21 protein-coding genes and 2 pseudogenes are annotated in these 24,644 nt (G+C 69.3%); 17 read left to right on the forward strand and 6 right to left on the reverse strand.

The window, feature by feature from the left end; genetic code table 11:
* Positions 1-25: 25 nt before the first annotated feature.
* Together O7607_RS00305 and O7607_RS00310 are read right to left on the reverse strand one after the other, a co-directional pair.
* Positions 26-1,042: a hypothetical protein gene (locus O7607_RS00305; RefSeq protein WP_269700201.1), complete on the reverse strand. Its 1,017-nt coding sequence runs from the start codon at positions 1,040-1,042 to the stop codon at positions 26-28.
* Positions 1,032-1,340: a hypothetical protein gene (locus O7607_RS00310; protein WP_269700203.1), complete on the reverse strand. Its 309-nt coding sequence runs from the start codon at positions 1,338-1,340 to the stop codon at positions 1,032-1,034. The genes O7607_RS00305 and O7607_RS00310 overlap by 11 nt, the downstream gene beginning before the upstream one ends.
* Before the next feature lie 485 nt (positions 1,341-1,825).
* On the opposite strand from O7607_RS00310, the gene O7607_RS00315 reads away from it, so the two are divergent.
* From O7607_RS00315 to O7607_RS00370, 12 genes are all read left to right on the forward strand, one after another.
* A complete protein-coding gene (locus O7607_RS00315; RefSeq protein WP_269700205.1) occupies positions 1,826-2,116 on the forward strand; it encodes a pilin in 291 nt (96 codons plus the stop codon).
* Between the two features lie 2 nt (positions 2,117-2,118).
* Positions 2,119-3,099: a conjugal transfer protein TrbL family protein gene (locus O7607_RS00320; protein ID WP_269700207.1), complete on the forward strand. Its 981-nt coding sequence runs from the start codon at positions 2,119-2,121 to the stop codon at positions 3,097-3,099.
* 3 nt (positions 3,100-3,102) lie between these two features.
* Positions 3,103-3,996, forward strand: a complete 894-nt coding sequence (locus O7607_RS00325) for a PrgI family protein (protein WP_269700208.1) — start codon at positions 3,103-3,105, stop codon at positions 3,994-3,996.
* Positions 3,993-5,741 carry a VirB4 family type IV secretion system protein gene (locus tag O7607_RS00330; protein ID WP_269700210.1) on the forward strand — a complete coding sequence of 583 codons (1,749 nt, stop codon included), beginning with the start codon at positions 3,993-3,995 and terminating at the stop codon, positions 5,739-5,741. Before O7607_RS00325 ends, O7607_RS00330 begins: the two co-directional genes overlap by 4 nt.
* Before the next feature lie 26 nt (positions 5,742-5,767).
* Positions 5,768-8,203, forward strand: a complete 2,436-nt coding sequence (locus tag O7607_RS00335) for a type IV secretory system conjugative DNA transfer family protein (RefSeq protein ID WP_442929510.1) — start codon at positions 5,768-5,770, stop codon at positions 8,201-8,203.
* A gap of 206 nt (positions 8,204-8,409) precedes the next feature.
* On the forward strand, positions 8,410-9,261 hold the full coding sequence (locus O7607_RS00340) for a replication-relaxation family protein (protein ID WP_269700213.1): 852 nt from the start codon (positions 8,410-8,412) through the stop codon (positions 9,259-9,261).
* 308 nt (positions 9,262-9,569) lie between these two features.
* Positions 9,570-10,265: a hypothetical protein gene (locus O7607_RS00345; RefSeq protein ID WP_269700214.1), complete on the forward strand. Its 696-nt coding sequence runs from the start codon at positions 9,570-9,572 to the stop codon at positions 10,263-10,265.
* A gap of 90 nt (positions 10,266-10,355) precedes the next feature.
* Entirely contained in the window at positions 10,356-11,084 is a 729-nt protein-coding gene (locus tag O7607_RS00350; RefSeq protein WP_269700215.1) for a hypothetical protein, read from the forward strand.
* 12 nt (positions 11,085-11,096) lie between these two features.
* Complete coding sequence (locus O7607_RS00355) at positions 11,097-11,690, forward strand: hypothetical protein (RefSeq protein WP_269700216.1); 594 nt, start codon at positions 11,097-11,099, stop codon at positions 11,688-11,690.
* 171 nt (positions 11,691-11,861) lie between these two features.
* Positions 11,862-13,091: a MarR family winged helix-turn-helix transcriptional regulator gene (locus O7607_RS00360; RefSeq protein ID WP_269700217.1), complete on the forward strand. Its 1,230-nt coding sequence runs from the start codon at positions 11,862-11,864 to the stop codon at positions 13,089-13,091.
* A gap of 71 nt (positions 13,092-13,162) precedes the next feature.
* Entirely contained in the window at positions 13,163-14,152 is a 990-nt protein-coding gene (locus O7607_RS00365) for a DUF932 domain-containing protein (protein WP_269700218.1), read from the forward strand.
* Positions 14,153-14,274: 122 nt separating this feature from the next.
* Positions 14,275-14,709: a hypothetical protein gene (locus O7607_RS00370; protein WP_269700219.1), complete on the forward strand. Its 435-nt coding sequence runs from the start codon at positions 14,275-14,277 to the stop codon at positions 14,707-14,709.
* A gap of 332 nt (positions 14,710-15,041) precedes the next feature.
* On the opposite strand, the gene O7607_RS00375 is transcribed toward O7607_RS00370, so the two are convergent.
* Positions 15,042-16,088, reverse strand: a complete 1,047-nt coding sequence (locus tag O7607_RS00375; RefSeq protein WP_166457694.1) for a serine/threonine protein phosphatase — start codon at positions 16,086-16,088, stop codon at positions 15,042-15,044.
* Between the two features lie 362 nt (positions 16,089-16,450).
* On the opposite strand from O7607_RS00375, the gene O7607_RS00380 reads away from it, so the two are divergent.
* The 3 genes and pseudogenes from O7607_RS00380 to O7607_RS00395 all read left to right on the forward strand — a co-directional run bounded on the left by O7607_RS00380 (position 16,451) and on the right by O7607_RS00395 (position 19,214).
* On the forward strand, positions 16,451-17,479 hold the full coding sequence (locus O7607_RS00380) for a C40 family peptidase (protein ID WP_104113260.1): 1,029 nt from the start codon (positions 16,451-16,453) through the stop codon (positions 17,477-17,479).
* A gap of 293 nt (positions 17,480-17,772) precedes the next feature.
* The gene (locus O7607_RS00385) at positions 17,773-18,258 is read left to right on the forward strand and encodes a hypothetical protein (RefSeq protein WP_116510039.1); all 486 of its coding nucleotides are present in this window, start codon (positions 17,773-17,775) and stop codon (positions 18,256-18,258) included.
* A gap of 100 nt (positions 18,259-18,358) precedes the next feature.
* Positions 18,359-19,214: pseudogene (locus O7607_RS00395) on the forward strand (IS5 family transposase).
* A 276-nt stretch (positions 19,215-19,490) separates the two neighbouring features.
* Here O7607_RS00395 and O7607_RS00400 read toward each other — a convergent pair.
* Positions 19,491-20,579, reverse strand: a complete 1,089-nt coding sequence (locus O7607_RS00400) for a hypothetical protein (protein ID WP_146074803.1) — start codon at positions 20,577-20,579, stop codon at positions 19,491-19,493.
* A gap of 163 nt (positions 20,580-20,742) precedes the next feature.
* Positions 20,743-20,901 carry a zinc finger domain-containing protein gene (locus O7607_RS30515; protein ID WP_420914987.1) on the reverse strand — a complete coding sequence of 53 codons (159 nt, stop codon included), beginning with the start codon at positions 20,899-20,901 and terminating at the stop codon, positions 20,743-20,745.
* A 125-nt stretch (positions 20,902-21,026) separates the two neighbouring features.
* Between O7607_RS30515 and O7607_RS30520 the strand changes: the two are divergent.
* Positions 21,027-21,248, forward strand: a pseudogene (locus O7607_RS30520) (transposase); the annotation flags it as partial.
* Positions 21,249-21,262: 14 nt separating this feature from the next.
* Positions 21,263-21,856, forward strand: coding sequence for an IS5 family transposase (locus O7607_RS00405; RefSeq protein ID WP_442929436.1), 594 nt, complete (start codon positions 21,263-21,265; stop codon positions 21,854-21,856).
* On the opposite strand, the gene O7607_RS00410 is transcribed toward O7607_RS00405, so the two are convergent.
* Entirely contained in the window at positions 21,840-24,329 is a 2,490-nt protein-coding gene (locus O7607_RS00410; RefSeq protein ID WP_269700227.1) for a LysM peptidoglycan-binding domain-containing protein, read from the reverse strand. The two genes, O7607_RS00405 and O7607_RS00410, sit on opposite strands and share 17 nt — an antisense overlap.
* Positions 24,330-24,644 lie beyond the last annotated feature (315 nt).

The following is a 24,644-nucleotide window of genomic DNA, read 5'->3' on the forward strand; positions in this document are numbered from 1 at the left end:
ACAGTTTCTGTCATCTGCGGCGAGGTTATACCGTGCTGATGCGCAGCACCTGCGGCTTCCCGTCATCGACGGACAAGACGGCGTCGTATCTTCCGCTGGCTGGTTCGGACGTCGCTCCGAAGAACAGCTGACTGTACGACGCCGTCACCGAGTAATCACCCTCGACATGGATAAGCCCGGTTGACGGCTCGAAGCGCGGCTTGGCGTTGATGGAAGGGTCGCCATTAAGCTTCCAACTGACCCTGCTCGACCCGGCACCTGAATAAGTATCAGGGCATTCGGGAGGCAGCCGCGACTTCTTTGTCTTCACACATCTCTCGAAGGCAGCCTTCACTAAGGACAACGCGAGCTCATCAGGGACTTGCGGATTGCGCTTCTCCGTAACCGGCCTGGGCGTATCGTCGTAGTTTCTCAGTTCTGCTAGCTTTGCCTTTCCCGCCGCCCACTCGACTCGAGCCCAAAATTGGATGACCCTCAGCTTGAGGGCGGGACCGGATGCAGTCACGTAGGACGCCGTCATGACCGCAGTGCCGAGCACGTGGAAGCGGCCTTCCTCGCCGTTGTAGTGGATGACGGCACCGTCGCCTGGTACACCGTGGATCCGCCATGTGACGGTCGTGGCGTCGCTGGCCGCCCAGTCCTTGACCTGCTGGGGGCAGTTCTGGGGTTGCAACACCAGGGCCTTCGCGCAGCTTTGCAGTCCGTCAAGGGCCGCCGCAAGGACAGCGAGGTCGTTCGATCCGGCCGGTCGTGTGCCATTCTCGGCGGGAAAAGAAGACTTGGGCTCGGGCGGGCCTGGAATGATGTTGAAGATGATGATGATGGCCACGACTGCGCCACCGATCAACTTCCAGGGGAAGGGATGGGACGCAGGGGCTGGCTCCTCCTCCGCAGCATCCTCGTCGCCGTCATCGGAGTCCGGCGATGGATAGATGATGTTATTGTCGCCGTGAATGATCGTCGAACGATGAGCTGAGCCGAAACTCCGATTGCCTTTGACGGTGTTCTTGTCCGCTCGCCCAGCGGCACCATCATCGGTCATTTTTTTTACCTTCTCCAAGACGGTTTCGGTTGCCGTACACGACCTGGCTGTTGGTCGCGGATCCAAACGACTTGTCGCCTTTGACTCTATTGACGTCCGGGCTGCCGCCGGCGGCTGAGCGACTCGACGAAGGTGGGCTCATCGGACGGACCCAGGTAAGCCAAGTCACCACCAGGGCAGTCACCGCGACCACAAGGCCAGCGATGGCGACCCAGTAGGCACCAGCTGTGCGGTCCTGCTTCCACAGCAAGGCCCCGAAGATTGCGGCGGCCACAAGGATGGTCAGCGGTCCACCCACGACGGCCACCTTACGTGCATTGGACATCTGCCCATAGTCGCCTACTCCCGCAATGAGCGGTAGAACCCCAGCGCCCACTGCCGGCGTCAGCGGCCGAGACGCATCAGCAGCCTGTGCTGAAGCAGCGCCGAACCCGGGCAGGTGTCGGCTCCGCCTGAGAAGTTCAGCCGGCGTTGACAGCAGGGCCACGGATCAAATGTTCGCCCGCTCGTTGACTGGTCGGGTGTTAGGGCGTGACAGGCGACATGTGGGTTCGATCTGTCTGACAGCACAGTTCTGGGCGGTGCATGTCCTCCATGGCATGCCCGCCGGGCGGGGGTCGTTCGCGTGGCGGGCCTGAGGTGAGTTCGGCATGGCTGGCGTGGCGTACTGACACCGCGATCCCTGCGCTAGACCGCGAGGGAGGAGCGCCCCCACCGACTCCCACCGGCCCCTCCCCCGAGGTCCCCGCTGGGCGGCTCACAGAACCATTCTGGAGTGCCGTCATGCACCTGACGCTGTCCGTCCTGTCGGGGATCGCCGCCGCGCCGCAGCCGGTGGCGGTCAATTCCATCAATCAGGTCATCTCCAACATCACTGGCTGGATCATGGGCATCATCGCGTTGGTCGCGACGATGTTCTTGGTCATTGGTGGTCTGCGGTACATGGCCGCCGGGGGTGATCCTGCCCAGGTCGAGCAGGCCAAGGGCAACTTCAAGTCCGCGTTGGTCGGTTACGCCTTGGCGGTGTTGGCCCCAGTGATCCTGCAGGTGTTGCAGGGCATCCTCGGCGGCTGAGGATGACCACCTGGGTGATGAACGATCTGGTCCGCTGGCTCGCGGAGCGGGTGATCGATCTTCTCGGCGGCCTGCTGGCTTTCCTGACGTCCTGGATCTTCGTGTCGCCGGATGTGACCGGGCTGCCGCAGGTGCAGTCGATCGCCGGGAAGAGCGCGCTCGTGGTCGACGCCTGCTTCATTCTCGCGATCGTCGCCGCGGGCGCCGCGGTCATGCTGGGCGACTCCGTCGAGACCCGTTACACGGTCAAGCAACTGATGCCGCGGCTCGTGGTCGGGTTGGTCTTGTCGGCGTTCGCGGTTCCGTTGACCGGCGTGCTCATTGAGGTGGCGAACGCGTTCACCGCGTCGCTTGCCGGGGTGGACGCCCCGACGACCGAGGCGGTCACCTTCGTCAAGGCGCGGCTCGCCTCCGGGATGGGGGACCCGAGTTCTGGCCTGCTGATGCTGATCATCGGGCTGCTGATCGTGGTGCTGATGTTCCTGCTCGTCAGCGGCTGGCTGACCCGCATCGCGGTGCTGGTCGTGTTGGCCGGTGTCGCACCGGTGGCCCTGGCGTGCCACGCGACCCCTTGGACCGAGGGGGTCGCGCAGTTGTGGTGGCGGTCGGTGTTGAGCTGTCTTGCCACCCCGACGATCCAGGCGGTCACGTTCTCGGCCGGCGTCAACCTGGTGATCGATCCGCGGGGGAACCTGCCGGTCCTGCTCGGCCTGCCTGGTTCCGACACCCTGAACCTGCTGCTCGTGGTCGTCGTGCTGTGGATGACGGTCAAGGTTCCGAGCCTGGTGCGGCGGTTCTCCGGTCAGCAGGGCCGCAGCGTCGGCATCGGCGGCGTCGTCCTGCGAACGGTGGCCCTGCAGGGGATGACCCGCAACCTGGGCCGACTCAGAGCCGCCCCGGTCCGGCGCACGCCGCTGGCGTCGAGCAACCCCATCCGACCGCCCTACCGCCACATGCCCGGCGTCTACCCCAGCCCGGAGTGATCAATGAACAATCTGGATGAGGCGACGCCGCGTGCGGTGGTGCCGGCCAACGTCAACGAGCCGGACCGGGTCGCGTTCGGGCTCACCTTCCGTCAGCTCGGCATCATCGGCGGCGTCGGCTTGGCCGCTGCCGGTGTCTACCGCTCGTTCGGGCATCTGCTGCCGCGGCCCGTGTGGCTCGTCGGCGGTGCTGTCGTGTTCGCGGTCGCGGTCGTGGTGGCGCTCGGCTGCCGCGACGGCCTGCCGTTGGACGTGTGGCTGCGGCACGCCTTCACGCTCTCGCACAGCCCCCGCGTGCTGACACCCGGGGCGGCCCGGGCCGTCCCGGGCGCGGCCGTGGAGGGGAAGCCGGTCGTGCCGGCGCTGTTGCGGTCGCCGGTGACGGCGGTCAGCCCCGCTGGTGTGCTCACCAGCGGGGGCAGCGACAAGGTGGTGATCGCCTGCGGCACCACCAACATTCACCTGCGCACCGGCGGGGAGCAGGGCGCGTTGCTGGACGGGTTCGGCCGGTTCCTCAACGGCTTGACCGGGCCGGCGCAGATCGTCGTGGCCGCGCAGCGCCACGACCTGGGCGCACACGCGAGCGCTGTCGCCGATCACGCCCGGCGCCTGCCGCACCGGGCGCTGCAGGCCGCCGCCGAGGACCACGCCCGATTCCTGCTAGAGCTTGACAGCGAGCGTGATCCGTTGCGCCGGCAGGTCCTCGCGGTCGTCACCGGCGCGCGAGCGGGCGACACCGCGGTGCGGGCGTTGTCCGGGCTCGGCGTGCACGCCGCCGTGTTGGACGGGTCTGCGGTGTGCGCCGCGCTCGCGGGCGCGGTCGACCCGTTCTCCCCACCAGTGCCCGGCCCGCGCGCGGTGCCCGGCGTCCCCATCACTCTGCGGAGCAGCACATGAACCTGTTAAAACCCAAGAAGAGTGTCCGAGGCGTAGAGGGCATGCCGTCGCCGGCCGCGTTGTCGCGTACCCCGTCGCATGTGCGGGTTGGTGACGGGTACGCCGCCACCTACGTCGTGTGCGGCTACCCGGCGGAGGTCGGCCCGGCGTGGCTCGACCCGCTGCTGTCCTATCCGGGACGCGTCGACGTCGCCGTGCACCTGGACCCGGTGGTGCCGCAGTTGGCCGCGCCGATGCTGAAGCGGCAACGCGCCCGCCTCGAATCCTCCCGCCGCCTCGACGCCGACGCCGGCCGGCTGGGCGACCCGATGGTCGAGGCCGCCGCAGCGGATGCTGCGGACCTGGCTGAGCGTGTCGCCCGCGGGGCGGCGAAGCTGTTCGAGGTCGGCATCTACGTCACCCTCCACGCCCGCACCCTCGACGACCTCGCCACCCTCACCGCAGGCGTGAAGTCCGCTGCGGCGAGCGTGCTGCTGGACCTGCAACCGGCGACGTTCCGTCACCAGCAGGGCTGGCTCTCGACGTTGCCGGTCGGGGTGGACCCGCTGCGGATGCGCCGCGTGCTGGACACCACCGCCCTGGCGGCGGCGTTTCCCCTCGCCTCCCCGGACCTTCCCGCACCCACACCCGGCAGCATTCCCTTGGCGGAGGGGGTGTTGTACGGGGTCAACACCACCTCCAACGGGGTGCTGGTGTGGAACCGGTGGGCGCAGGACAACCACAACTCGGTCGTCCTCGCCCGCTCCGGGGCGGGCAAGAGCTACTTCGTCAAGCTCGACGTTCTGCGCAACCTGTATCAGGGAACGACCGTCAGCGTCATCGACCCCGAGGACGAGTACACGCCGCTGGCCGACCACGTCGGCGGCACGGTCGTGCAGCTGGGCGTGCCCGGGGTGCGCATCAACCCGCTCGACCTGCCCGACGACCGGCGGCCCGACACGCTCACCCGACGCGGCCTGTACCTGCATACGCTGATCGCGGTCATGCTGGGCGCGGCCCCGCCGCCGGCCGAACGCGCCGCCTTGGACCGGGCCATCACCGCGACCTACGCCCGGGCCGGCATCAACGGCGACCCGGGCACCTGGACGAAGCCCGCTCCCCTGCTGCGTGACCTGGCCGAGGTGCTCGCCGGGGACGGGGACCCGGCGGCCGGGCAGTTGGCCGCCCGGCTCGTTCCCTGGACGGTGGGGAACTTCGCCGGCCTGTTCGACGGGCCCACCACCACGGTCCCGCATGGGCACCTGGTGGTCTGGTCGCTGCGACACCTGCCCGACGAGCTGCGGACCATCGGCACGCTGCTGGCGCTCGACTCGATCTGGTCGGGCATCGACACCCCGCCGGCCGGCACTAGCCGGGGTCGGCATCTGGTGGTGGTGGATGAGGCCTGGCTGCTGATGCGCGACGGCGAGGGCGCGCGGTTCCTGTTCCGGATGGCGAAGGCGGCCCGCAAGCGGTCGGCGGGGTTGTGCGTCGTCACGCAGGACGCGGCTGATGTGCTGTCGACCGACCTGGGGCTCGCCGTGGTGTCCAACGCCGCGACGCAGGTGCTGATGCGCCAGAGCACCCAGTCGATCGACGCTGTCGTGGAGGCGTTCAACCTCACCGCGGGTGAGGCGCGGCTGCTGCTGGCCGCGCCCCGGGGCGAGGGGTTGCTCGTCGCGGGCAGGTCGCGGATCCCGTTCCGTGCCGTCGGGTCGGCCGCGGAGCACACGATCGCCGTCACGGGCATCGGGGAGACCGAGTGACCGTCACCCCGGGCTGGCCCGCCGAGATGGGGCATTGGGTGCTCGCCCGGCCGTGGCTGGCCTTCGTCGCCGCCGCGATCGTTGTCGCGGCGGTGTTCGGGCATGACCAGGTGCTCGCCTGGCGGCACCGGCGGTTCACCGCCGGCGCGCGATGGCTGACCGTCGCTGCCCCACCGCAGGTCACTGCCGAGGCCGCCGCAGCGTTCTGGACCACCCTCACCGGCGTCCTGACGCCGTCGGTGTGGCGCCGCCGGGTGTTCGGCTACCCGCATGTCGGCTGGGAGTACACGTGGACCGGCCGCGCGCTGATCATCCGGGTCTGGGTGCCCGGCACGGTGCCGCCCGGCGCGGTCGAGGCCGCTGTCCGCGCGGCCTGGCCTGCCGCCACCATCACCACCGCAGATGCCGCCGCGCCGATCCCGCCGCTGGTCGGTGAGGGGGTGGGTGGGGCGCACTGGCCGCAGCACCCCGATGGGCTGCCGCTGCGCGGCGACCACGACACTGATCCGCTGCGGGCGCTGCTCGCCGCCGGCGCCGAGGTCGGCCCCCGCGAGCACGCCTGCGTGCAGGTCCTCGCCCGGCCGGCGCGAGCCCGCCGAGTCCGCGCCGCCCGCCGGGCCGCGGCAACCGCCGCCACCCACCCGCACGGGCGGCCGGACCTGGCCGCGCGGGCGGTGTCGGGCATGGCGAGGCTGGCCGTCGAGCCGCTGCTGTGGCTGCTCGACGTGTTCACGCCCGGCCCGTCCAGGCCGCCGCGCGCCTCGGCTGCGGCGGGTCGGGTGGCCGAGCGGGATCCGGTGGCCGCGGCTGAGGCCCGCACGGTGGTGGACAAGGCGGTGCGGGTGCCGCACTTCGAGATCGCGGTCCGGTTCGCCGTCGCCCGCGACCCGGACACCACACCACTGGATGCGGGGCGGGCCAAGCGCATCCGTGAGCGGCTGATCGGGCTGGGGCACACGATCGCCTCGGCGGCCGCGGCGTACACGGGCCCGAACCGGCTGCGGCGCATGAAGATGCCCCACCCGGTCGCCACCCTCGCCGGGCGCCGGTTGCGGCGGGGGTTCCTGGCCACCGTGGCGGAACTCGCGGCCCTCGCCGCGCTGCCGCAAGACCTCGCCGTGCCCGGCCTGGACCGCGCCCGAGCCAAGGCTGTGCCGGCGCCCGTGCAGGTCCCCGGCGGTGGGCGTGGCGTCAAGATGCTCGGCCGCGCGCAGATCGGCCGCCACAAGGTCGGGTTGACCGTCACCGACGCCCGCCAGCACGTGCACGTGGTCGGCAAGACCGGCGTCGGGAAGTCCACGCTGCTGCTGAACATGATCCTCGGCGACATCAAAGCCGACCGGGGCACGGTGGTCATCGACCCGCGCGGAGACCTGATCACCGACATCCTCGACCGGCTCCCCGCCACCTCCGCGGACAAGATCGTGATCATCGACCCGGACCAGGAGAACCCCGGCTGCTTCAACCCGCTCGATGACCGAGGAGACCCGCACCTGGCGGTCGACAACCTGGTGGGAATCTTCGCGAAGATATTCCAGGGGCAGTGGGGGCCGCGGATGGACGACACCATGCGGGTGGCGTGCCTGACGCTGATGCGCCACGCCAAACCGACGCTGAGCCTCGTGCCGTCGCTGTTGCAGGACAAGGACTTCCGGGCCCGGTTCACCCACGGCCTGGACGACCCGGACGGTCTCGGCGGGTTCTGGGTCTGGTACGACGGCATCAACGAGCAGTTCCGCGGGCAGGTCATCGCCCCCGTCCTGGCCCGGCTGCGGGCGTTTCTGCTGCGCGACTTCGTCAAGTCGGTCATCGGCAACGCGCACAGCTCGTTCGACATGGGTGGGGTGCTCGACGGTGGGGTGCTGCTGTGCCGGTTGCCCAAGGGGGTGCTCGGGGAGGAGACGACGCGGATCCTGGGCTCGCTGATCGTGGCCCGCGTGTGGCAGGCCGCCATCGCCCGCGCCAGCATCCTGGAGGACCTGCGCCGCGACGCCGTGCTGTACGTCGACGAGTGTCAGAACTTCCTGACCCTGCCCGGCTCGGTCGGGGACATGCTGGCCGAGGCGCGAGGGTTCCGGCTGGGTCTGGTGCTGGCGCACCAGGACCTGGCGCAGCTCCCGAAGGATGTCGCTGCGGCGGTGTCCGCCAACGCCCGGTCGAAGCTGTTCTTCAACGTCGACCCTGCCGACGCCCGGGAACTGTCCCGCCACACCAGACCGGAGCTCGACGAGCACGACCTCGCCCACCTCGACGTCTACACCGCCGCCGCGCGGCTGCTGGTCGGCAACCGGGAGCTGCCTGCGTTCACGTTCACCACCAACCCGCCGGCGGAGGTGGTGGGTGAGGCGACCGCGATCCGGCAGGAGTGCGCCGCCGCGCACCGCCGCGCCGACGGTGAGCCGCCGATGCAGCAGGTCGCCCGCTCGGCGATGAAACGGCGGATGGCCAGCCGGGAGCGCTGAGCAAAGGCCTGCTCGTTTCGGGCCTCGTCCGGGTGCTGCGGTGAGGGCTCGCTTGGGGGTGTCGGCGAGACGAGACCTCGCCCGAGCCCTCCCCCAGCCGTCTGTCAGGTGCCTGACCTGCCCGTGCCTGGCCTGCCGTCGGCCTGTCCGCGAGATCAACTCGTCCAGACTCCCTACCGGGACTCTCTCCGCAGGGGTGAGCACCTATGCCGCAATCGCGCTCTGCTGACCTGCTGGCCATCTACCCGCACATCACCAGTCGGGACCGGCAGCTGCTCCGACTCCTCGACGACCATCAGGTCCTGACCACCGATCAGATCCACCAGCTGTTCTTCCTGGCCCGACGTACCTGCCAGATCCGCCTCAGCGAGCTGTACGGGCTGGGCCTGCTGGACCGGTTCCGGTTCGCGCGCACGGGCGGCGGCAGCCATCCGTGGCACTGGACCCTCGGCCACAACGGGCGTCGTTTCCAGGCCGCCGCCCACGAGCGCCCCGAGCCGACCGCGCGGGCGAGCCGGCAAGCCGTGCAACGGGTGTCGGCCAGCCCGACCCTGACCCACCTGCTCACCGTCAACGAGTTCTTCGTCCGGCTCAAGGCCCACACCCGGCGCCATCCGGAGACGCATTTGGACCGGTGGTGGTCGGAACGCAGCACCACCCGGCAGTTTCGCACCATCACCGCCGACGGCCACGGCATCTGGACCGCCGCCGGCGCCAGCGTCGGGTTCTGGCTGGAGGCCGACACCGGCGCCGAGCCGCTGGGCCGGCTGATCGGCAAACTCGACCGCTACGCCACCCTGACCCGACGCGTCGGCATCCGGTACCCGGTGCTGTTCTGGCTCGGCAGCGCCGCCCGGGAGGAACACCTGCACCGGCTCCTGCGCGGGCGACGCGGCGACGTCCTCGTCGCCACCGCCACCCATGACACGGACCCAGCCGAAGCGGTGTGGCTGCCGGTCGGCGCCACCGGCCGAGTCGGGCTCGCGCAGTTACCCACCGACCATGGTCAGCCGGTGGCGGACAACCCCAACTTCGACGACGGAGTCTTCGTCCTCTGACATGACCTGTCAGCCGACCCGCCGGAACCTGTCAACGCAGGTGAAGCACATGATCACGATTACTGGTCGAGGGCGTACTGTCAGGTCACGACGCTACGGTGCAGCTTCTTCTCTTTTGTTCGCACCGCAGCCCGTCTGTTCTCCCCGGATCTGCCCACGCCAGCGGGGCACCCCTCGGCCCACCATCCGGTCGGCCCCGTGACCCCGCCCCGCGCCTTTCCCGGCAGCACTTCGCCACAGACGCCGCATCCCGGTGGCACCACCACACCCGCAGTCGAACCGCGCCTTCGCGAAGGGAGCACCCCGTCATGCCCGCACCCACCAACACGTCCCTCACCGACCAGGTCATCACCGTCTGCTTCGCCCCCGGCCAGGACGCCGACTGGTTCGCCGCCTCCGAAAAGGTCCACGACCTTCTGCAGGCCAACGGCACGCCGTCGCGCCGCTACCGCGTCCGACACCGCCGCCTCATCGGCTGGCTGACCCGCTTCATCGGCTACTACCTGCTCGACGCCGCCCGCCGCTTCGGCGCGATCACCATCGCCGCCGGCGGCCGCAAGAATCGCCTCGACCTGACCGGCACCGCCGCCACCGCCGCACACGACGCCGCCCTGCGCTGGCGTACCTGGCACACCCACGTCGCCGCGACCACTCCCGTCGCCCGGCCGTTCGAGGACTACCTCGCCCAGCACCACACCGATCCCGCGAAGGTCAGCGCCCACGAGGCCCGCCGACGCTTCGAGCAGCAACCCCGCGTCCTGGCGATGCTCGCCCACCACCTCGACCCGTACGAGCTGCCCGCCTACCAAGCCGGCGAAGCCACCTACACCGGCCTGCACTGGCGCATCGCCCTGGTCGGCGACGCGCTGATCACCACCGACGGTCGCCTCCTCACCCCCGCAGGCGGCTCCGTCGCCGACCGGTTCCGCTTCCTCAACGACGCCTGCGCCTACCTGCGCCACCTCGACCCACGCGCGCGGCTGTGCGCCGTCACCATCGCCTGACACCTCCCGACCTGAAACACCAAGGCCGGTCGCAGCCCTTCTGCTGCGACCGGCCTTCGCCATGTCCACACCATTGGAAGGAGACCCCTGATGTTCCTGACCGATCCGGTGCTGCGGCGCATCGCCGCCGACACCAACGACGTCCTGCCCGAGCAACAGTGGCGCCACGACACCGCCACCGCCGAACCGATCGGCGACCTCGCCCGCCTCCTGCACAAGGCCGCGCTCGACTTCACCGAGAGCACCACCAACCTCGACCAGGCCCTCGCCCGAATGGGAGCAGTCGCCGAAACCGGCCGCCGAGGACTGGCCGCGCACGCCGGCCTGCACCTCCCCGGCCACCACCAGGTCGTCACCGACGCTCTCGCCGCCCGGGAGCGGCACGCCGTCCTCGGCGTCACGCTCACTGCCTGCTACAACGCCTGGCGCAACCACCGGCCCATGAGCGAAGGCGACGAGCGACACCTGCTTCTGCGGCGCTGCGACCCGTCACGCGGCGTGGCGACCCTGCAACGCAAGGATCCGGACACGTGGCTGGTGATACCCGACGCCGAAGCCGCCGCATCCTTCGACATCCCCTACCCGCAGCGCATCGTCGGCGACGTCACCCAGACCGGTCGGGGCTGGGCGCCAACTGCCTACATCGCCCGTGCGCATCAGGTCCCGCTCGCCGCCGTGTATTCACTGCCGATCCGGGGTGAGCTCACCTCGGCCTGCCGGACGCTGCTGCGCTGGTGGAACCTGCGCCACTCCGACACCTGGCACAACCGCACCCCCGCCCAGCTCACCCCCGCCGAACTCGCCCACCTCACCGACTGACAGGGCAGCGTGATGCCGCACCTCAACCTGGTCGAGCGGTGGATCACCGCGGCGACCGGTCGCACCCTCGACCAACACGCCGTCGACCCCATCCCCGCCGCCGCGCACCTACCCGAGGCCGCCGACAATCTCCGACACCTACGCGACGAGCTGCTGCTCGCCGTCGACCACCTACGCACCAGACTCCTCAACGAAGACGACCTACATGCATCCGCCGCCGCCATCGCGGGATCAGCGAAGACAATCCAGGACCTGGCCGGCGAGTACCGCAACGCCCACGCTCGGATCGACGCCCTCATCGGCGACGAGACGCGGACCGCCTACGCGTTGACCCACCCTGGGCAGCAGGTACGGCGGCGCTACGTCGACCCCGGCGACACCGTGCTGGTCGTTCTGCCGCACACCGACTCCTGCCGCGCCCTCAACCTCGCGGGACGCACCGCCCACGTCAGGGTGGGCAGCTCCGACGCCCGGTGTCGGCCGCCCGGCAGCGTCAGCTCGGTGCGGCTGTCCCACAGCGACGCCGGCATCTACCGGGACCGCACCGAGAACCGCCTCTACACCCTGCAGCCCGTAGCAGGCGCACCCACCACCTCAGGCCGGTAATCGACCGGTCTCATCGCGGCGCCCTTCACCGGGCGACGAATGGCACACCTCGCACGGCACGGCGCTCCCGACGCGCGCCTGCCGCCCCGGCTGTCACCCGCGACCCGGCTCACCATCCGGGCGGCCTCACTCGCGCCGCTATCCGAACTACGTCTCCAAGAGAGGAACCCCATGAAAGACCTGTCCCTGACGCCTGCAGCGCAGGCTGTCCTCGACGCCCTGACCGACCTTGGCCAGGGCGACGTGCACGAGTTGGCCGACCGCGCCGGGAAGGCGCGCTCGACCACCGACAAGGCACTCAAGACCCTGGCCGACGCCGGCTTGATCGTGCCCGTGGACAACGACGCCGATGCGGCCGACGGCGCGTCCACCCGGTGGGCCCTGCCCGCCCCAGACGGCGCCGCCGCCGCGGAACCGGACGCTGCCGTCGATCTCGGCGACCAGCAGACCGCCGCCGCGGACGAAAGCGAGCAGCTCATCGGATCGCACCTCGACACCTCGGCCAGCGAACCTGCCAACGGCGGCGCAGCTGATCCATCCCGCGACGACCACGCGGACAAGGCGCCGGATGAGGCGGGAGACGAGACCGATCACGACGACAGCAGCGAACGCGACGACGACAGCAGCGAGGCCGGTGAGAGTTCCGCCGTCGTTGCGGTGCAGCCGGCGCGGCCCGGTGACCGCAAGGTCATGGCCATCAAGGGAGTCCTGGCCGACTACGGCGACGCCGGCGCCACCATCGACCTGATCGTGGCCGAAAGCGGCATCGGACACGCCACCGCGTCCCGGCTGCTGACCGCGATGGAACAGGCCGACGCCGCCCGTCGACTGCCCGGCCTGCCCGAGCGGTGGGTCGCCGGCCCGACCAGAGCCAGTGAGGTGGACCCGAACCCGGAGCCGCCCCGCTGCCCGCTGTGCTCCCAGGTCATCCGCGGCCAAACGAGCATGCCGATCGCCGCAGCGGCGGTGCTGCCCCTGATCCGACCGGACGGCACGCTGCACGTCGTCGACGCAGACGGCGAGACCCACGTCGTCGCCATGCCGCTGCGCGCACCCGGCCGCACGCCGCGCGTCGCCCGCAGCACGGACCCGCGCGGTGACGGGACCGTCAACGCCGACGGCAGCCCACCGTTCAGCCGCGGCGAACTGGAAAGACTCACCCTCGACGTCCTGGCCGCCAACCCCGGCCAGCAGATGACCCCGCAGGACATCGCCACCGTGCTCGCCGGCCAACTCGGCCGCGCGATCAGCTCCGGGGCCGTGCGAAACAACTGCACCAAGGCCGCCGCCAGCGGCCGGATCGTCCTGGCCTCCGACGCGCCGCTGACCTTCGTCCACCCGACGCAACCCGACAGCGACAACCCCGTCGAGACCGACGCGGGCAGCACCGACCAGTCCTGACCAACGCCACTTCCCTGCGGGGGCCGAGCCGCGTACTCGGCCCCCGCCAGCACATTGAGAGGAGCATCCCCGTGCCGCACGAACTCGAGACCTTCACCGACGGAACGACTGCCTTTGCCAGCGCACGCCTGTCGGCCTGGCACCAGCTCGGCACCGTCACCCAGGACACGATGAAGGCCGAAGAGATCATGGCCGCCGCCCGCCTCGGCGACTGGGGCGTCCGCACCATCCGCACCGTCGGCATCGACATCGTCAACGGAGCCGAGGTACAGGTCCCCGCCGACGACAAGCGAATGACCGTACGCCGCAACCCGGTCACCGGCCAGACCGAATACCTGGGCATCGTCGGCACCGACTACACGGTCGTCCAGAACGAGCAGTGCGCCGAGATGCTCGACCGGCTCGTCGATCAGGTCGGCGGCGCCCACTTCGAAACCGCCGGCAGCCTGCGCCGCGGCAAGAGCGTGTTCGTCACGATGAAGCTGCCCGACGCGATGGAGATCGCCGGGGTGGACCGCCTCGACCTGTACCTCATCGGCACCACCTCCCACGACGGCAGCGCCGCCCTGCGGGTAGACGCCAGCCCGATCCGGGTGGTCTGCGCCAACACCCAACGCGCCGCCTTCCAGCACGCCGTCGGCCACTACACCTTCCGGCACACCTCCAACGTCAACTCCCAGATCAGCCAGGCCCGCGAAGCCCTGGGCCTGATGTGGACCTACATGGAGACCTTCGAGAAGGCCGCCGAACGGATGCTCAACGCGGAGCTGACCATGCGGGAGTTCGAGAACGTCGTCGCGCAGGTATGGCCGGTCAAGGACACCGCGTCCGAGCAGGCCAAGAACAACGCCAAGCAACGCCTCGGCACCCTCAAGTACCTGATCCGCGAGGCCGACACCCAGAAAGCCATCACCGGCAGCCGGTGGGCCGGATACCAGGCCATCACCGAATACCTCGACCACTACCAGCCCGCCAAGAACGACCTCGTCCGCGCCAACCGGGTGCTGACCGGCAACACCGGCGACCTGAAAGTCGCCGCCTTCGACCTACTGAAGATCTGACCGCACACCCATAGCCGCCGGGGCAGCGGTCACCCGCGCCGCTGCCCCGGCCCGAAGGAACGGACACCTCACGTGACTCCGCCCAGGACCCGAGGGCTCGATGCATACCAAAGGGCCCGCCGATGACCGGCCACCTCCGCCACCCCCGCGATCTACGGCAGTCGGTATGTGGCCTACCCGCCACCGACGTGCAGCAGTGGGCGACCGACGACCCGCCGCGCAGCGACTACACCTGCGAGGACTGCTACACCCTGTTGCCCGAGGCCGCCCGCCCCGACGACGCCAACCACCCGCCGGGCGACGCCACGCTCATCGACACGCTGCGACGCATCGTCGCCGCCTGGCAGTACGCCAAGATCGACGGCGTGCTTGTGGACGTGTGGTCCGCCAGCGTCACTGTCCTCATCTGGGACAAGCTTCGCGAGGACAAACGGCAGCGGCTACTGACCCTGCCATCACACGAGCTGATCCTCCGATGCATCGCGATCTACAGCCACATCACGAGGGACCAGACAACTAAGGACCGGTCCAGGCACGACCGAGGTACAGGGGTGTGAGGTCAGCCGGTGTTGACACGCCTCACGTTCATCGGCTGATCGAGCAATTTGAGGTGGCCGCCCACGTGGGCGGCCCACGGTCATTCTCCGCTTCACCACCTTGGAAGCCCTCCGCGCACCTGTCCGCTCCGCCGCCGGTGAGCGCGCTCCTGTCGGCGTACGGCTTCGAGTGCAGAGCCAGGTACGGCACCGGGTACGCAGCAGCTATCGACGTCTGCAAGTGCGGCTGCGGCTCGCGGCCGAGCTTGCTCTGCAACGATCAACTACAGCCAGTAATGTTGGTCGACCCGGCAGTGCGCGGATCTGCCGATGTGAGTGCATAGTTCCATTGCTCAACTCGCCCGATCCGCAACGATCTGGACTGTATTCCCGTTGCCGGGATACTCGGCCTGAAGGTCGCCGTCGAACAAGCGCCAGCAGAAGTCGTTCATCCGGGCAGCGGCGGGGGCGTGTCTGGCGATGATTTCCCCTACGGGCGGCGGCAGGTCCGGTGGGATATCGCCGGCCGCGCATCGGCGCACAAACTGGTCGCGTGCGACGGGACCGCCGCCGACCGGCCCGGGCACCCCGCATACCGAGGTGGCCAGCCAGTTCACCAGCCGCATGGAAGCATAGTCGGCATCGTGACCGGCATTGCGGGCAGCGAAGTGGCGCTCGGCGTCCGACAGGTCGAAGCGCGGTGAGGTGGCGAGCCCGAAGTCGACGAGGTAGAGCCGCTCTTCGTCGGCCCGGATATTGCCGAAGTGTCCGTCCAAGTGCAGCATCTCGCGGTTACGTAGAAACGCCACCATCTCGAACAGCTGCCGCTCGACCGCCGCGGCTCTGCCGACCGGGTCGCTCAACCAGCGAGGCAGCTCGTCGGGGAGATGTTCGAGGAACAGCACCAGGCTCGCGGTGGCGCCCGCCAGCGCTTCGAACCGCGCACGCACGGCCTGGTTACCGCCGAACTGAGCGACGACGGCGTCGATGTCGAGGTGCTCGGCCGCGACCGGCGGGCGGCCGGGCAGCACCCGCCAATGGTGCAGCAACGGGAACGATTCCGACTCGCCAGCGAGGACGCCCTCAGTGACGCTCTGGTTCGCGGCCAGCTCGCGCCACGCGCCGAAGCCCGGACCAGCCAGGCGGTACATGCCGTATTGCCAACGGACTGGCATGCCGAACAGGTTCGCCGTGCTGTGCGGATGAGCCAGCTCCCGGTCGGTGATCGGGACCCGCTTGACGAACACGGGCACGCCGTCGACGTCGGCGATCGAAGAGCTGCCGCCCACGCCCACGCCGTCGAGTGACGCGGCCCGCAACAACGCTGCCAGTTCACCATCGGTGCACCCGGCCAGCAGCGCCGCGACGCCGTCATGGCGGGAACGTCGCGTGAGGAGCACCGCTGCATCATGCCATCGAGCGACAGCCCTTTGACACGGTGCGAAGCGGTCTCCTTCGCCAGACCAATTGACGCGCCCGATCGGACAGGGACGGTTCTGAACGGGTTCGGAGCATGCTGGCAGGGCGCCATGACAACTCCCCGTTATGCCGCGATTCGGGCGAAGGCCCACCTCCGCCGGTTACTCATCGTAAGCAACGGACGTGCGTCGCCGGGGCGGACCGGCACCCCAAGGTCCCCAGCGCCACTCGCCCATGCCTGCACATTTGGCGTACCTGGCTCTGCACCGGAACCCGTACACCGACAGCTCCCGGCTGTCCCTGTCCGATCAGCTATCCCCAGCCGTATTGAAAGGCCGCCGCCATGACCAGAGCCATCACCGGCATTGTCAGCCTCGTCGTCGTTGCCTGCCTCGGCCTGCCCATGCTCCTGCTGACGGCCGTCATGGGCGGCGGCTCCAAAGGGTGCGGCGCCGCCGCTCTACCCAACATGCATCCCTCCGGGCGACCGCCTACCGTCGGTGCCTGGGATGTCGAGCAAGTTGACGTAGCCGCGATCATCATCGACATCGGCGTCACCAAAGGCGTCCCTCGATGGGGCTGGGTCATCGCTGTCGCCGCCGCCATGCAGGAATCCCGCCTCCGCAACCTGCCGCATCTAAGCACCCGCAACGACCACGACTCCATCGGGGTGTTCCAACAACGCCCCAGCCAGGGATGGGGCACCGTCGCGCAACTGTCTGAACCCGCCTATCAAGCAGGCAAGTTCTTCGACAAGCTCCTCACAATTTCCGGCTGGGAATCGATGCCGCTTACTGAGGCCGCCCAGGCGGTCCAAGCCTCGGCCTACCCCAACGCGTACGCCACATGGACCAACGATGCCCTCCGCCTAGTGGAGCAGCTCACCAGCACCCTCCCTGACTGCACCCCCGACGCACTGGCCGCCCTACCGGCCGGATTCACGCTGCCCTCCGACACCCCGCCAGCCGTGACAACCGCAGTGTTCTGGGCCGCTGCCCAACTCGGCACGCCCTACCACTTCGGCGGCACGTGCACCGACCCCCACGCCAACGAACCCCACAAACAGTGCGACTGCTCATCCCTGATGCAAGCCGCCTACCGAGCAGCCGGCATCTCCATCCCCCGCATCACCACCGACCAAGCCAATGCCGGCACACCAGTAGCTAGCCCGACGCGCCTGCTACCCGGCGACCTCATCCTGATCCCCGGCAGCAACGGCACCCTGGCCCACCCACGCCACGTCGGCATGTACCTCGGCGAAGGACTCATCATCCAAGCCCCGCAGACCGGCGACGTCGTCAAGATCACTCAACTGAGCAGCTGGAACGACCAGATCGCCAAGATCCGACGGATTGTCAAGGAGCCGGCTTGAGAAGGGCACGTTCCTGGGTTCGGGACAGTCGATGCCGCCAGATGCCGCTTGCCGGGTGCCTTGGCCCTCGCATCTGCTCAACCATCGACTGAAGTGCGACTCGACGATCCAGTCTAGACACCCACGACGAAGGGTCGGTAGACGCGGATTGGCGCGCGGATCGCGGCAGAACCGTGCATCCGATCTTGGCCCCTCAACGACTCGTCTGCAGGTCGCGGTGCTGCCGGGACTATCTCGGCTTGCACCAACGTCTCGTTCCCGCGGCAGCACATCACCGCGTAGGCTGCAGCGCCGTGAACGCCACCGTCGTTGTCTCGATCGCCGGACTCATCGCTACCACCACCGTAGGGGTCCTCTCCCCGGTTCTGCAGGGCCGATTCGCAGCACGGAACGCGGCCCAAGCCAGGCGCTACGACCAGCAACTGAGCGTCTACGCCGACGCGATGCAGTTCGCCTACGCGCGCAAGCAGCAGCTGGAAATGTCAGGTGATCCGGATGATCCGTACGAGACGAACCGAGCGAGCCCGGACTGGACGACAGCAGCCACGATCGGCGGTCGACTCCACTTACTCGGCACGGGCGACCTCATCAAGAAGTGGGATGCGTTCCAAGATGCGGACTCGGCGCTACGCTGGCACGCGCTCGAGGAAGCCCCAGTAGACGAGCATGGCCAGCCGGAAGTGGAGCCCGACGATCCATATTTGGTCGCATTCAACACCGCCGTTAAAAATCTGATTGTCGCGCTACGCAAGGCCGCTGGCTTGGAGGACGCTGCCTGAGAGGGCGGTTCGGTAGCCTTTGCCCATTGTGGGCTTGGCTCGGGATGTGAATGCGAGCGATGGTCGTAACCGGTGAGGTCCCGGTCGCGTTGGGCCGATCATGGGCGAGCGAGCGGCGTATCCGAGTGACCTGACCGACGAGCAGTGGGCGGTGGTCGGTCCGTTCCTGCAGGCGTGGAAGGACCGGCATCCGTCGGTGTCGGGGCATCAGGGCCGCTACGAGCTGCGGGAGATCGTGAACGCGATCTTCTACCAACCGGACCGGCTGTCAGTGGGCGTACCTGCCGCACGACCTGCCGCCAAAGTCGGCCACCTACTACTACTTCGCTCTGTGGCGTGATGACGGCACCGACCAGGTGATCCACGATCTGCTGCGCTGCCAGGCGCGGGAGAAGGCCGGCCGGGCAGAGGACCCGACCGCGGTGGTGTTGGACACACAGTCGATCCGGGCCGCCAACCACGTCCCGGCAGCGACGACCGGCAAGGACGCCGGCAAGAAGGTCCCGGGCCGCAAGCGGGGCCTGGCCGTCGACGCCCTCGGTTTGATCATCGCGGTCGTGGTCACCGCGGCGTCGGTCACCGACAACGCGATCGGCGTGCGACTGCTGGACAACGTCGTGGCTCACACCCCGACGGTGACCAAGGCATGGGTCGACGCCGGGTTCAAAGACGACGTGCAGATCCACGGCGCCGTGAACGGCATCGACGTCGAGCAGGTCAAACGCTCCGACACCACGGCCGGGTTCGTGCCGATCGCCCGCCGGTGGGTAGTGGAGCAGACCAACGGCACCCTGATGCTGCACCGCCGTCTGGTCCGTGAATACGAGAGCCGACCCGCCTCCGCGGTGTCACGCACCTGGTGGGCCTCGACGGCGAACCTCATCCGCCGGCTGACCGGCACCACCACCACGTCCTGGCGCGACCCAGGCGTGGACAGCGGGATGCTGGCAGGATAGGTCAGCAACGAAGCTCCTGTGCTGGGCAGTGCGCCTTGGTCGACTGCTGTCCTACCGGGAGCTTCGTCCTATCTGGAGCAGCGACACTCCGCTACGCGCCTGCTCAGGAGCCCTCGATCACGATGAAAATGGCTCAGTGGGGCCGTGATGCTCCTGACTGCACTCGACCGGGACGATACGCGGGCCTGCCGCAAGCGCGCGATGGATCCTGACACGAACTCCTTGATCGATCGACCCTCGAAGGGCAGTGGCCGGAGGGTGCGCCGATCCGGCGGACTACCGCGCCTCGTCGCCGTGGCGACGCCGCCCCTCGACCCGGTCCTGGACGATGCGCGTGCTCTGGTCGGGAGCCAGTTCCGAGAACACCCGCAGGTGCTTCTGGTCCACCCACGTCACCTGCGTGCCGTCCCCGAAACCGTCGTAGCTGTCGACGCTCTTGCGGGTCAGGTTGTTCATCCTTCGGCCGTCGAGGTCACAGGCGAACATGTCGGTCGCCAGCCCGTTCGGCTGCGGCGACTCGAACGCCACCCGGGCACGTTCCGGGTCCGGATCCGACAGGAGCGGGCGACCGGTCGCCGGTGAGCGCCAGACGTCCTCGGGATAGCGGATCCCGGCACGGACGACCAGAAGGTAGGGCGTACGGGACACCGGCCGGCCGCCGATGCACTCGACCGCGACGACCAGTCCCGGCGTACCCGTCGATCGCGCCACCTCGACCTGCCCGGCGTGCAGGGCCGCTCCGTCGACGTACGGCAGTATGCCGCCGCGGTCGAGCAGCCCGACCGCGGCGAAGCGACGGTGCGGGGGCCGTCCGGAGACGGCTTGCAGGTAGGCGAGGTCCGTGATGATGTGCAGGACGACACCGGCCGCCGCGCGACACGTGCCGCGCACCACGAATCGATGGGGCAGCGGCGTGGCCCGGGCGAGGTCCGCCCCGGTCAAGGCGGTGCGCAGGTCGACCCTGCGGGGGTTCGCCCCCTCCGCTGCGGCAAGCGACCAGTCGGCCGGTAGGACGTACAGGTCGCGGCCCGGGACCAGCACCCGCTTCTGCGGGCCCTCGCCGTACTCGACCGCGCTGATCCGGACGTTCGAGGCGACCGGGATCGCGTCCAGTTCGAGGGCGGGACGCAGGTGACGTCGCCTCACCCGCAGGCTGACGTGTCCCAGCTCCGCCGGATCCGCGGTGGGCCGGAACTCCAGCACCAGGTAGGCGACCACGCACAGGACGGTCAGCGCCCACGCCAGCCACAGGTTGCCGGCCAGGAAGGTGGGCACCTGGGACGTCGAGTAGTTCACGACGATGCTGGTCACCGTGAGGACAAGGGCGGCCAGCAGAGATCGACGTACCCCGCGCTCGGTCCGCATGCGCCGCAGGCTAGTGCACGCGGGACTCGACCTTCCATCCCCCGACGCGTCGAGTCTCTGCACTGTGGACCTGTCGACGATGACCGACGCGGTGACCGCGGCGTCCCGACTGCGCCCGTCAGACCCCGGCCCGGCGCCGACGCCGGCGAGTGAGGCTGGCCGGTCAGGCGAGGGACGAGGGCAGTGGCACCTCTCCCCGCAGCGCCCGCTCCGCCAACTGGACGCGCTGGGGGTGGAGGGTGGTGTTGGCCAGCGGATGACCGGGCACGTTGATGCACCGTTCGCCGGGCACGGAGTCACAGACCGGACAAGGGAGGAACAGGCCGCAGGACGGGACGAGTTGCGCGTGCCCGCCGCCTAGGGCGTGTCCTGCCGATCATGTAGTGGTTGATCGTTGACGATGTGCCGGTGGTGCGTCGTGGTGAGTTGACCGATGAGGCGTGGGCGGTGATCGCGCCGCTGCTACCGGAACCTGGCGGAGCTCGGGGGCGGTGGCGGGATCACCGTCAGGTCATCAACGGGATCTTGTGGAAGCTGCGTACGGGTGCGCCGTGGCGTGACCTGCCGGAACGCTTCGGGCCGTGGAAGACCTGCCACGAACGGCTACGCCGCTGGACCGCTGACGGGACATGGGATCGGATCCTCGCGGCGGCGCAGGTGCACGATGACGGCACACCGGTGCAGTGGACGATCAGCATCGACTCGTCGATCGTGCGGGCGCACCAGCATGCCGCTGGCGCCCGCAAAAAGGGGGCTCCCCGGCAAGTGCGGCGACGCCTGGTGCGCAGGATGGCGAGGCCATCGGCCGGTCCCGCGGCGGGTTGAGCACGAAGATTCACCTCGCGGTCGACGGACGCGGACGGCCGCTGTCGATCCTGCTCACCCCCGGCCAAGCCGGCGACAACCCGCAGCTGTTGGCGCTGCTGGACGCGATCCGCGTCAACGAGCCCGGGCCGGGTCGGCCCCGCAAGCGACCGGAGGTGCTGATCGCGGACAAGGGCTATGCACATGACTCGACCCGGCGAGCCCTGCGACAACGCGGGATCCGGCACGTCATCCCGGAACGCAGCGACCAGGTCGCTCGCCGGGCCGCCAAGGGCAGCCACGGCGGGCGACCACCGGCCTTCGACAAGGCGATCTACAAGAAGCGCAACGTCGTGGAACGCTGCTTCAACCGGCTCAAGCAGTGGCGTGACCTAGCAACTCGATACGCCAAACGCGCATCCCTCTACCGAGCCGGCCTCGTCCTGATCGCTGCCGTCATCTGGCTCCCATGATCGACAGGACACGCCCTAGGGCGATGGTGTCTTCGCTCGGTTGGGCGTCGAGGTCGGCGAGCACTCTCGTCAGGGCGCGCAGAAGCGTACGAATGCCGTCGGCATCGCCGAGGGCGTGCCGGGCGTGCATAGCCTTGGTGTAGAGGGCTTCGTTGTACCGGTCTAGGACGATGGCTTTGTTCAGCAGGTCTGATGCGGTCTGCGGGTCTTGGTTAAGCAGGTCTTCGGCGAGGAGTAGGTGGGCTTCGGTGCCCCAGCGGCGCACCGTCTCGCGGTGGGGTTGGAGCCACTCGTAGTCCTGCCCCTCGGCCAGTGGCGCGTCGTAGAGCTCGCAGGCGGCGGTCAACAGTTCGTGGCGGCGCAGTCCGGTGGCGATGGTGGCGCGACGCATGAGGTCGCGGAGAGTCCACACGTCGACGTCGACCGTCGTCGGGTCGAGTCGGTACCGGCCGGCGGTTTTGATGATGTAGGCGTTTTTGGTCTCGGCGGTGCCGGCACGGCCGAGGACGTGTCGCAGGTTCGAAGCGTTGGTGTGTACGCGTTGGTCTGCTTGGCTGAGGCGGGCGTCGGGTTCGAGGTATTCGCCGATGTCGCGGGTGGTGACGCCGTCGGGGTGGCAGGCCAGGAAGACGGCGAGTTCGAGGGCTTTGGCGCGCAGGGGCCGTCCCGGTTTGGTGATGTCCTCGATCCGCGGCGGGCCGAGCACCCGAAGTCGGGCCTTCCCGACGACAGCGGCGGAGGGAGTTGCAGTTGCCGCGGGCTGATCCTGAGATGCCGCGTCGTTCCGGCTGGCGTGCAGGGCAATGACCGTGGCCGGTACGCCTGGCGAGGTTGTCGCTGGAGGTTCGCCGGTTTGTGCTTCGCGCAGCGTGGTCAAGGTCTGGATCGCTGTGGTGGGTTCGAGCACGGGTAGGCGCGGCGGTAGCGGTTCGGTTGGCCGACCGGATATGAGGGTGGCCCGTCCGTCTGGGGCTACGTCAATGGTGACGCCGGTGGGCCACTCACCAAGCAGTACCGCGAATACCTGCCTGCTGGCGCCCGCGGCCAGAGCCGCTTTGACGCGGGCTGCGGCTGCTGCGGCTGGTGTCTCTGTGATGAGGACGACCGGAGACAGAACCTCTACTTCCGGAGCCTTGGGTTGTTGCTGCTCGTCGGGGTCGGTCAGCGTCTGTTCGTCGAGAAGGCGGCTGCGGTGCAGCAGCAGGGTCTCGATCGTGGTGAGTGCGTCGTCGAGGGTGTCGGTGATATGCAGGCGCGGCCATGAGCTGACGGTCGTCATTTCGGTGCCGAGCAGCGTGGTGAGGGTGGCGGCGTCGATGACGACCTCGCCATGCGCGTTGGGGTGTTGCGGGTCGCCGGAAGCCAGCGCTGCTACGAGGGTGGCGCGTGCGGCGGGAGCTGCGCCGTCGCCGACGAGGCCGACGCCACCGGGCGGCAGCGGGACAAGGGCGGCCAGTGGTGCCCCGTCGTCGGAGTGCGGGAGTTCGGGGTTCCGGGCCACGGCACGGCGTAGCTCGGCCACCGAAGGCGGCAGGTGAGTGGGTGGATCGTCGTGGGGGTCTCCGGTGTAGCGGCGCCGGCGTTGTCGCCACACCAGGGCAGCCGCCGCGCTGATGGCGGCGGCGAGGGACCAGGGAAGCCACTCCGCGGAGGTCAGCTGCAAACCCCGCTGGTGGTCGGCGTCCTGCGGGCGTTGCGCGCCGTCGGCTTCCGGCGAGGACGAAGGCCGCGTGGGAGCGTCGGTGGGTGACTCGGCATCCGGTGCGGTGGGTGTGGTCGCCGAAGAGCTCTTGGAGGCAGCAGCCGTCTCGTGGCTTTCCGGCGTGGGCGGATTGGCGGGCTGCGGGGCTTCCGGCGGGTTGCTCGGCGGTGGGGAGGGGGCGACGGTGCCCGGTCGTGGTGAGCGCGGGCGGCGGCCCGGGATGGCGGTCTGTGGGGGTTGGGCATCGGCGGGTAGCCGCAGTTCCCAGCCCGGGTAGATCAAGTCGCAGTCGCGCAGGGTGCCGCCGACCTGGGGAAAGTGGCGATGCTTGTTCATGCGGCAGATTTCCGGCCAGCGGCCGGCGTCACCGAGCCACTGCTTGGCAATCTTCGACAGGGTGTCGTGTCGCTCGACGGTGTACAGGTAGCGGGTGTTGCCGACCTGAATCAGTGCCGGACCTTGCGCGAGGGCTTGCTGAGGAACAGCCGCTGCCTCGGCCGCGTCAACGGCCGCCGGTGGTCGAGCGCCGCCGGTGTTCAGTTGGCCGACGGAGGTGACGGCGATCGCCGCGGTGCCGGCCAGGCCGAACACGAGCCGGTGCAGTGGTGCGGGAAGCCGTAGCACCGGGATCCGCCATCGGGTCGCCAGCGCGATCAGCTCGGCGATCAGCAGCAGCGCGAGCACGGCCCACAACAGCCACACCGCCCAGACGGCCGCGCCGGCCAGGACGGTCGAGGTGAACCGTTCATTCGGCTGCTCGAACCATGCCACCACCTGCGTCCACGACGGCCACCTCCGCAGCGGGTTCCCGTCAAGGGACACCAGCAGCGCCGGTACCCCGGCCAGGAACACGACCGTGGCTACGGTCGCCCGGACTGGTCGGATCACGGAGGACACCCGCCCCGCTGTGTCGCGCGGCGGTGTCGACGCGGGCGGGACGTAGACCGTGGGACGCGCGTATTCGGCTAGCCGGTTGCCGCTGTCCGGGGATTGCTGCGACATCCTGTCCGTCCCCCCGCTTGGTAGATCCCTTTCCTCTCGCATACACGGCGATACCCATCGAGGGCCATCCTGTCAGGAAGGATT

Origin of the sequence: Micromonospora sp. WMMA1949 (genome assembly GCF_027460145.1) — a bacterium.
GTDB lineage: Bacteria > Actinomycetota > Actinomycetes > Mycobacteriales > Micromonosporaceae > Micromonospora.

Excerpts from the sequence above, each read along its gene's own strand:
- O7607_RS00350 (WP_269700215.1), top strand. The coding sequence starts at position 10,356 with ATGTTCCTGACCGATCCGGTGCTGCGGCGCATCGCCGCCGACACCAAC.
- O7607_RS00335 (WP_442929510.1), top strand. The coding sequence starts at position 5,768 with ATGGGGCATTGGGTGCTCGCCCGGCCGTGGCTGGCCTTCGTCGCCGCC.
- O7607_RS00320 (WP_269700207.1), top strand. The coding sequence starts at position 2,119 with ATGACCACCTGGGTGATGAACGATCTGGTCCGCTGGCTCGCGGAGCGG.
- O7607_RS00325 (WP_269700208.1), top strand. The coding sequence starts at position 3,103 with ATGAACAATCTGGATGAGGCGACGCCGCGTGCGGTGGTGCCGGCCAAC.
- O7607_RS00360 (WP_269700217.1), top strand. The coding sequence starts at position 11,862 with ATGAAAGACCTGTCCCTGACGCCTGCAGCGCAGGCTGTCCTCGACGCC.
- O7607_RS00315 (WP_269700205.1), top strand. The coding sequence starts at position 1,826 with ATGCACCTGACGCTGTCCGTCCTGTCGGGGATCGCCGCCGCGCCGCAG.
- O7607_RS00380 (WP_104113260.1), top strand. The coding sequence starts at position 16,451 with ATGACCAGAGCCATCACCGGCATTGTCAGCCTCGTCGTCGTTGCCTGC.
- O7607_RS00305 (WP_269700201.1), bottom strand. The coding sequence starts at position 1,042 with ATGACCGATGATGGTGCCGCTGGGCGAGCGGACAAGAACACCGTCAAA.
- O7607_RS00340 (WP_269700213.1), top strand. The coding sequence starts at position 8,410 with ATGCCGCAATCGCGCTCTGCTGACCTGCTGGCCATCTACCCGCACATC.
- O7607_RS00355 (WP_269700216.1), top strand. The coding sequence starts at position 11,097 with ATGCCGCACCTCAACCTGGTCGAGCGGTGGATCACCGCGGCGACCGGT.
- O7607_RS00370 (WP_269700219.1), top strand. The coding sequence starts at position 14,275 with ATGACCGGCCACCTCCGCCACCCCCGCGATCTACGGCAGTCGGTATGT.
- O7607_RS00330 (WP_269700210.1), top strand. The coding sequence starts at position 3,993 with ATGAACCTGTTAAAACCCAAGAAGAGTGTCCGAGGCGTAGAGGGCATG.
- O7607_RS00345 (WP_269700214.1), top strand. The coding sequence starts at position 9,570 with ATGCCCGCACCCACCAACACGTCCCTCACCGACCAGGTCATCACCGTC.
- O7607_RS00400 (WP_146074803.1), bottom strand. The coding sequence starts at position 20,579 with ATGCGGACCGAGCGCGGGGTACGTCGATCTCTGCTGGCCGCCCTTGTC.